The sequence below is a fragment of the Micromonospora arida genome (assembly GCF_003857035.1).
Taxonomy (GTDB): domain Bacteria; phylum Actinomycetota; class Actinomycetes; order Mycobacteriales; family Micromonosporaceae; genus Micromonospora; species Micromonospora arida.
Genome location: NZ_QGSY01000265.1, coordinates 1 through 7,000, shown reverse-complemented (window position 1 = coordinate 7,000; position 7,000 = coordinate 1). Strand labels below are relative to the sequence as shown.

The 7,000-nt window shown below is 73.4% G+C and carries 8 protein-coding genes; 2 read left to right on the top strand and 6 right to left on the bottom strand.

The features are described 5' to 3' along the window. Positions 1-305 precede the first annotated feature (305 nt). Positions 306-1,010 (top strand): helix-turn-helix domain-containing protein, encoded by a 705-nt coding sequence (locus DLJ58_RS26320; protein ID WP_124860251.1) that lies wholly within the window; start codon positions 306-308, stop codon positions 1,008-1,010. A 25-nt stretch (positions 1,011-1,035) separates the two neighbouring features. On the opposite strand, the gene ung is transcribed toward DLJ58_RS26320, so the two are convergent. From ung to DLJ58_RS26290, 6 genes are all read right to left on the bottom strand, one after another. Continuing rightward, on the bottom strand, positions 1,036-1,737 hold the full coding sequence (gene ung, locus DLJ58_RS26315) for a uracil-DNA glycosylase (protein WP_091402296.1): 702 nt from the start codon (positions 1,735-1,737) through the stop codon (positions 1,036-1,038). Positions 1,738-1,802: 65 nt separating this feature from the next. Next, the gene (gene tsaE, locus DLJ58_RS26310; protein ID WP_124860249.1) at positions 1,803-2,285 is read right to left on the bottom strand and encodes a tRNA (adenosine(37)-N6)-threonylcarbamoyltransferase complex ATPase subunit type 1 TsaE; all 483 of its coding nucleotides are present in this window, start codon (positions 2,283-2,285) and stop codon (positions 1,803-1,805) included. Further along, positions 2,282-3,385 (bottom strand): alpha/beta fold hydrolase, encoded by a 1,104-nt coding sequence (locus DLJ58_RS26305; RefSeq protein WP_124860247.1) that lies wholly within the window; start codon positions 3,383-3,385, stop codon positions 2,282-2,284. Before DLJ58_RS26305 ends, tsaE begins: the two co-directional genes overlap by 4 nt. Beyond that, on the bottom strand, positions 3,382-4,500 hold the full coding sequence (gene alr / locus DLJ58_RS26300) for an alanine racemase (protein ID WP_091402301.1): 1,119 nt from the start codon (positions 4,498-4,500) through the stop codon (positions 3,382-3,384). Before alr ends, DLJ58_RS26305 begins: the two co-directional genes overlap by 4 nt. A 90-nt stretch (positions 4,501-4,590) precedes the next feature. After that, complete coding sequence (locus DLJ58_RS26295) at positions 4,591-6,060, bottom strand: NAD(P)H-hydrate dehydratase (RefSeq protein WP_124860245.1); 1,470 nt, start codon at positions 6,058-6,060, stop codon at positions 4,591-4,593. 55 nt (positions 6,061-6,115) lie between these two features. Beyond that, positions 6,116-6,484 carry a holo-ACP synthase gene (locus DLJ58_RS26290; RefSeq protein ID WP_124860243.1) on the bottom strand — a complete coding sequence of 123 codons (369 nt, stop codon included), beginning with the start codon at positions 6,482-6,484 and terminating at the stop codon, positions 6,116-6,118. Between the two features lie 174 nt (positions 6,485-6,658). On the opposite strand from DLJ58_RS26290, the gene DLJ58_RS26285 reads away from it, so the two are divergent. Further along, positions 6,659-6,955, top strand: a complete 297-nt coding sequence (locus DLJ58_RS26285) for a hypothetical protein (RefSeq protein WP_124860241.1) — start codon at positions 6,659-6,661, stop codon at positions 6,953-6,955. Positions 6,956-7,000: the final 45 nt, after the last annotated feature.

Genomic DNA, 7,000 nt, shown 5'->3' with positions numbered 1-7,000 from the left:
GCCCCACCCCGCTTCACCTCGGCTCGCGCCGCCTCGGCCTGTCCTCGCCCCGCCCGCCCCGCCGCAGACTGCCCCGCCGTTGGCCGCCAGGCCCAACGCCTAGCCAGGGACGAGCGCTGGAACCACATCCGCTAATCAGCCTGATGTCTGTGAGTCATCGTGATGACTCACAGACATCACGCTCATCGAAGTGAGGCCCGCCAGGTCATGGGCTCGGCGATTCTGGGGCTCGCGGAACGCGCCGCAAGTCGCCGACCTGCCGCAGCGGGATCGCGGGCATCTCGCCCGTGGTCCACCATGCCGGGATGTCATCGACTCGCCTTGTCACCTTGCTCGGTGCTGCCGCGCGGCAGCAACGACAGCTGCGCGACCTGAGCCAGCGTCAGTTGGCCGCGTTGGCCGAAGTCGACCAGGCCGCGGTGGCCCGGTTCGAACGTGGTGAGCGAGCTCCTACCATCCCGGTGCTGGAGCGGCTGTTTGCCGCGATGGACGTGCAGTTGGTCGTCGGAGTTGAGCCGTTGGACGCGCACCTCGACGCCCAGATCGACGGTTTGGCCGCCCGGCCGATCGCCGAGCGGATCGACGGGTTGGGGCTGGATCGGCTGCTGGACCGGCTCACCGACGTCCCGCAGGTGATCACCGGTTGCACCGCGGCGTTGCTACAGGGCGCGCCGGTGCCGGTCGACGCGCTGGAGATCGCCCTGCGCTGGCAGGACTCCAAACCGTTCACCCGCTGGCTGGAGACGAACTACGGCCAGCGGTGGAACGGCCGCTGGGGTGAGTTCGGCGGGGTGTGGTTGGAGCCGGAGGAGCCGGGCGAACATCGGTGGTCGACCCGGTACGGGGAGATCAGGGCGACGATGTGCGACGACCTGCCCGAGACGATCGAGGTGCGGCACGGCGGGCGGACTTACCAGGTGGTGCCGCTCGTCGAGCTGGAGCTGAGCGAGCCGCGCGCCGCCGAACTGTTACGCCGCTACCGGAACCGGCAGTTGGTTAGCGACAGCTGAGCCAACTGCCGGCCCGAGTGCCGGCTCAGCCGGCGGTGCGCTCCCAATCGATGGTGGGCAGCCCGGCGTCGGCGAGTGCCTTGTTGGCGGCGCTGAACGGGCGGCTACCGAGGAAGCCGCGCGGGTTCATCGGGCTGGGGTGACCGGCCTCCAGCACCACATGCTGCGGATTGGTGACCAGCGCGGCCTTCTTACGGGCGTAGCCACCCCAGAGCAGGAAGACCACCCGCTCCGGTGCCGCGTCCAGTGCCCGGATGGTCGCGTCGGTGAACTCTTCCCAGCCGGCGTTGGCGTGCGAGCCCGGGGTGGCCTGCCGGACGGTCAGCACCGCGTTGAGCAGCAGCACCCCCTGGGCGGCCCACCCGTCGAGGTTGCCGCTGCGCGGCTTGGGGACACCCACGTCCTCGCCCAACTCCTTGAAGACGTTGCGCAACGACGGCGGCACCGTCACACCGTCGCGGACGCTGAAGCTCAACCCGTGTGCCTGCCCGGCCCGGTGGTAGGGATCCTGCCCGAGGATGAGCACCCGGGTGCCCTGCGGCGGGCAGAGCCGGTATGCCGAGAACAGATCCTCCAGCGGCGGGAAGACCGTCTGCGTCGCGTATTCCCGGGCGACGAAGTCGCCCAGCGCGGCGGTGCGCGCCGGGTCGAGGTGCGGGGTGAGCACGGTGCGCCACTGCTCCGGCAGCAGGGCCAGCAGATCCAGGGCGGGAGCGTCGTCGGGCATCGGGAACCTCTCACAGCGCGGGTCGGTCCCCCGCACTCTAGGCACCGGGTACGACAGCCACCGACCTAGCCCAGGTCGGCGAGCCGCCGGGCCCAGTCACCGCCGATCGGGTCCAGCTCGACGATGCGGGTGTCGTCGTCGCGGCGGTCGATGCGAACCCGCAGGTGCGCGTCCACCAACTGCTCCACCAGGCCCTCGCCCCACTCCACCACGGTCACCGAGTCGTCCACCGACGCGTCGAGGTCCAGGTCGTCGATCTCGGCACGCGGATCGGTGGCGTCACCCAACCGGTACGCGTCGGCGTGCACCATTGCCACCCGGCCGCCCCGGGCCGGATCGGGGCGGTGCACCCGGGCGATCACGAAGGTCGGCGAGGTGATGTCCCCGAGGACACCGAGCCCGGCGCCGATGCCCTGGGTGAGCGCGGTCTTGCCGGCGCCCAGCGGGCCGGTCAACAGCACCAGGTCGCCGGCGCGCAGCAGCCCGGCCAGCCGCCGGCCGAAGTCCCGAGTGTCCTCGACGGTCGGCAGCTTGACGACGTGACTCACCGTTCCTCCACGCTCTGCAATGACTCCAGGAACTGCGCCAGGGCGGCGTTGACCTCGTCCGCGTGCTCCAACATCAACACGTGACCGCTGTCCTTGATCTTCACGAACTCGGCGTGCGGCAACCGGCGGACGATCTCCTCGGAGTGGGTCACCGGCGTGATCATGTCCTTGTCGCCGACCACCACCAGCACCGGAGTCGCCGCCAGCGCCGCCAGCGCTGGGAAGCGCGAGTGGGTGGCCAGGGTCCGCAGGTAGCGGGTCACCGTGTCGGCCGACGTCCGGGAGTTCATCGTCTCCACGTAGGACACCAGCGACGGGCTGGGCTTGCGGGTGCCGAAGCCGTACTTGCGGGTCAGTAACCAGGCCACGTTCGACGTCGACTTGCGGGCCTTGTCGATCACCGGCCCTCCGTACCGGGTGGCGTTGCTGACCATGTAGAGCACCGGGCCACCGACCCGGCCGAGCAGCGCGGGCGCGACCAGCTTGGTCTCCGCGATGAGCCCGCCCGACGTGGCCATCAGAACGGTGCCCACCACCCGGTCACCGAACAGCTCTCCGAACAGCTCGGCGAACGCCATGATGGTCATGCCGCCCATCGAGTGGCCGACCAGCACCAGCGGCCCGTCCGGGGCGGTTCGGTCGATCACCTGGCGCAGCGTGCGGCCGAGCACGGCGAGGTCGTACTCCCCGGTCTCCAGCCTGCCGGACCGGCCGTGACCGGGCTGGTCGTACGCCACGATCCGGTAGTCACCGCGGGCGGCGAGCATCTGGCGCTGGAAGTGGAACGTCCCCATGTCCAGGCAGAAGCCGTGCACCAGCACCACAGTCGGTCGACCTGGCACCGGCCGGGTCGGCTCGACCACTTCAACGTGGATGTCGGTGCCGTCCGGCAGCTCCAGGCGGAATGCCTCGTCGTACCGCTGCTGGTCGAACGTCTCGTGCGCGTAGCGGTCGGCCGGGTCGGCCTTGAGCCGGCGGACCAGGGTCCGCTCCGTCGCGACGCCGGCCGCCAGACCTGCCGCGGCCACCCCCACCGCCGCGCCGACGATCCCGGCGACCCGGCCGGCGGCCGTGCGGGGACGCGGAATGCGATAACTCATGGTTTCTCGCCGTCGTAGACCCGAGGCACCCGCGTGCCGCCGAATCGGGTGACGATCTCGTAGTTGATCGTGCCGACCGCCTCGGCCCAGTCGTCCGCTGTCGGCTCGCCGTCGACGCCGCTGCCGAAGAGCGTCGCCACGTCGCCGTCGGCCACCGGGTCGTCGCCGCAGTCGAGCACGAACTGGTCCATGCAGACCCGCCCCGAGATCGTCCGGCGTACGCCGCCGAGCTGCACCGGGCCGGTGTTGGACGCGTGCCGGGGAACCCCGTCGGCGTACCCGAGCGGCACCACGGCCAGGTTCGCGTCGGCCTCCGTGGTGTAGGCGTGCCCGTAGGAGATACCGGTGCCGGCGGGCACCCGCTTGGTGAGCATCACCCGGGCGCGGGCGGTCATCGCCGGCCGCAACCCGTACGTCTCGCCGGCCACCGGGGACAGCCCGTAGATGGCCAGGCCGGGGCGGACCAGGTCGAAGTGGGTGTCCGGGCGGGTGAGGGTGGCGGCCGAGTTGGCGAGGTGCCGCCAGCGTGGTCGCAGCCCGGCCCGCTCGACCATGGCCAGCCCTTCGTGGAAGACGGCCAGTTGGCGGTCGGTGGTGGGGTGGCCGGGCGAGTCCGCGTACACGAAGTGGCTCCACACGCCGACCACCTCGACCAGGCCGTCGGCCTGCGCCTTCGCGGCGGCGTCCAGCAGCGCGGGCCAGTCGGCGACTGTCGCACCGCCTCGGGACAGCCCCGTATCGATCTTGAGATGCAGGCGGGCGGGACGCCCGGCGAGGCGACTCGCCTCGATCATCTCGTCCAGTTGCGCCAGGCTGGCCGCGCCCAGGTCGACCCCGGCGGTGACCCCCTCGTGCAGCGGCAACCCGGGGGCGAGCAGCCAGGCCAGCACCGGCACGGTCACCCCGGCCCGCCGCAGGGTGAGCGCCTCGTCGAGGGTGCAGACACCGAGCCAGTCGGCGCCGGCGTCGAGCGCCGCGCGGGCGGCCGGAAGCATCCCGTGGCCGTACCCGTCGGCCTTCACCACTGCCATCAACTCGGCGGTGGTGCCGGAGCGGAGCCTGCTCACGTTCTCGCGGATGGCGTCAAGATCGACGCGTACCTCGGCCTGCCACATGTACCCAGCCTACTTTCCGCCGTGATCACCGCGGGCGGCGACGCACGTCGCGACGCGGCGACCCGGTCACCGCACCCGGAACCGCCCCGTTCAGCCCAGGGGGGCCAGCACCGGACGCAGCGCGGTCGCCACGTCGGGCGCGGTCACCGGCCCACCCCGGGCCGCCTCCCGCCCGGCGAGCCCGTGCAGGTACGCGGCGGAGGCCGCAGCCCGATCGGCGGGTACCCCGGCCGCCAGCAGCGAGCCGAGCAGCCCGGCCAACACGTCGCCGGTGCCGCCGGTGGCCAGCGCCGGGGTGCCGGTCGGGTTGACGTACGCCCGACCGTCCGGCGTGCCGATCACCGTGCGATCGCCCTTGAGCAGCACCACCGCGTTCATCCAGGCGGCCAGCCGCAGCGCGGCGCCGACCCGGTCGGCGCCCGGCTCCTCCCCGCAGAGACGGGTGAACTCCCGGTCGTGCGGGGTGACCACGATGGGCGCGTCCCGACCCCGCAGCCGGTCGGCGAGCGAGCCGTCCACCAGCAGGGTCAGGGCGTCGGCGTCGAGCACCACCGGCACCGGGGCGGCCAGTACGGCGCGCAGCTCGGCCGCCGCGTCGGCGCCGGTGCCCAGCCCGGAGCCGCAGACCCAGGCCTGCACCCGGCCCGCGTCGGCGACCCGCCCGCTGGCGATCACCGACGGGTGCTGGTGCAGCACCTCGGCGCGGGCGCTGCCGGCGTAGCGGACCAGGCCGGTCGGCCCGGCCAGGGCGCCGCCCACGGAGAGCACCGCCGCACCGGGGTAGGTCGCCGAGCCGGTCGCCACCCCCACCACACCCCGGGTGTACTTCTCCGACGCCGGGCCCAGCTGGGGCCACCAGTCGACCAGGTCGGACCACTCGGTGACCCGCAGCGCGGGGGTGCCGCGCAGCCACGGCCGCAGCCCGATGTCGACCAGCTCGACGTGCCCGGCCATCGCGGCGGCCGGCCCGACCACCAGGGCGGGCTTCAGCGCGCCGAAGGCCACCGTCACGTCGGCGCGGACCGCGGTGGGCCGGCCGGACGCGGACAGCGGCACGTGGCCGGTGTCGACCGCGACCCCGCTGGGCACGTCGACCGCCAGCACGGTGGCCCGTTCCCCGTCGCGTCCTCGCAGCTCGCCGAGGCGCTGGACCACGTCGTCCGCGTTGGCCCGCAGCCCGCCGGTGCCACCGATGCCGACGATGCCGTCGAGGACCAGGTCGACCGGGCCGGCCGGATCCGGCACGACCCGGCCGCCAGCGGCTCGCAGCGCGGCCAGGCCGGCGGCGTGCGCCCGCCCGGGGGTGAGCAGCAGGGCGGACACCTGGACACCTCGGCGGGCCAACCGCTCCCCCGCGTACAGCGCGTCGCCGCCGTTGTCACCGGAGCCGACCAGCAGCAGCACCCGGCCTCCGTAGACTCCGCCCCGCTCGGCGAGCAGGAGCGCGGCGCGGCGGGCCAGGCCGGCGGCGGCCCGCTGCATCAGCGTCCCCTCCGGCAGCGTGCCCATCAACCCCGCCTCGGCCGCCCGTACGTCGGCCACCCGCCACACCGCTCTCATGCCACCGTGTCCCATTCCGTTCGCGGGCGGACCTGACCGGCCCTCCCGGCCGACGTCATCGTTCCGCGACCACCATCGCCGAGGCGATCCCGCCGTCGTGCGACAACGAGAGATGCCAGTGGTTGACCCCGCGTGCGTCGGCCACCGCCGCGACCGTGCCGGAGACGGCCAGCCAGGGGCGGCCATCCGGGTCGGGCACGATCTCGCAGTCGTGCCAGCTGAGGCCGGCCGGGGCGCCGAGCGCCTTGGCCACCGCCTCCTTGGCGGCGAACCGGGCGGCGAGCGACTCGGGCGAGCGCGGGCTGCCGGAGCGGGTGTGCCGCTCGGCCTCGGTGAAGAGCCGGTCGGCGAGCAGCGGCGTCCGTGCCAGGGCCCGGGCGAACCGGTCGACCAGGACGACATCGATGCCGACAGCGACGATCACCACACCACCCTACCGGCGGTCGAGGCCGCAGATTAGCCGTCGGGCTCGCGCTGGGCAACGCCTGTGGACACCCCGGGGTACGCCTCGACGTCGGCTGTCCACAGGGCACCGCGCGACCTCCGGTACGTGCCTAGCGTCAGCGCGTCGATGCCGATCGTCCATGGGGGTGTGGTCATGACCGACGAGCCGTTCGCCGTCCAGCCGGAGGAGTTGCGGGCGGTCGCCGTCCTGCTCGACGACGAGGCGCGCCGGTTGGCGTTGGGCCTCGCGGGGTTGCCCGGACTGGTGGTGGCGGCGCCCGAGTGGCGAGCGGGCGCGGCGCTGGCCGGGTTGGAGGCGGCGGGGCACGCCTGGTTCTGCCGGCTGGGTGCACGGGTCGCGGCGACCTCCGGCGGGGTCCGGGCGTCGGCCGAGGCGTACGAGACGGTGGACGACCGGGCCGCCGGCCGGTTCGCCTCCCTACCCCGGTGAGCAGCGTCGGTTATCGACAGCTGTGGGCTGTCGATCCCGGTGGGT